Source organism: Oleiphilus sp. HI0086, from assembly GCF_001635225.1.
The window spans coordinates 1-382 of the sequence record NZ_LWFZ01000282.1; the positions used below are offsets into that span (position 1 = coordinate 1).

Sequence of the window (382 nt, forward strand, 5' to 3'; positions counted from 1 at the left end):
AACTGACACAAGACCAACGCTATCCGTGATATAAGTGAGTATAACCCCAACATAAAATAAGGGTGGTACCTCAAAGTGGTTATGAATATGGCGAGTGAGAATATGGAGCCTTTGCGGCTCCTGCCCTTCATTGTATGAACGATAGTACTTCATACTAACTTCACCGCGTTTAATTGCCGCAAAGCGTGTTAACCCTAGTTTAAAAACTAAAAAAGAGGTTAATAAAAACATCGCGATAGCGGGATAGATAATTCTAACTGTATCCATAAAAGTCTCGTCTATTGTTGTGGAGTACCTATCTATTGTGCGGTATTGACTACTGCACAAACGCAAGACCACATTCACATAAAGCGAGACCTTGGTCAATCACTTGTATAGACTT

Annotated in this window: 1 protein-coding gene; it reads right to left on the reverse strand. The window is 40.1% G+C overall.

What is annotated here, in order from left to right; translation table 11 throughout:
• Positions 1-267, reverse strand: a 267-nt coding sequence (locus tag A3756_RS03585; RefSeq protein WP_197481144.1) for an MAPEG family protein, incomplete at its 3' end; no start/stop codon positions are given.
• Positions 268-382: the final 115 nt, after the last annotated feature.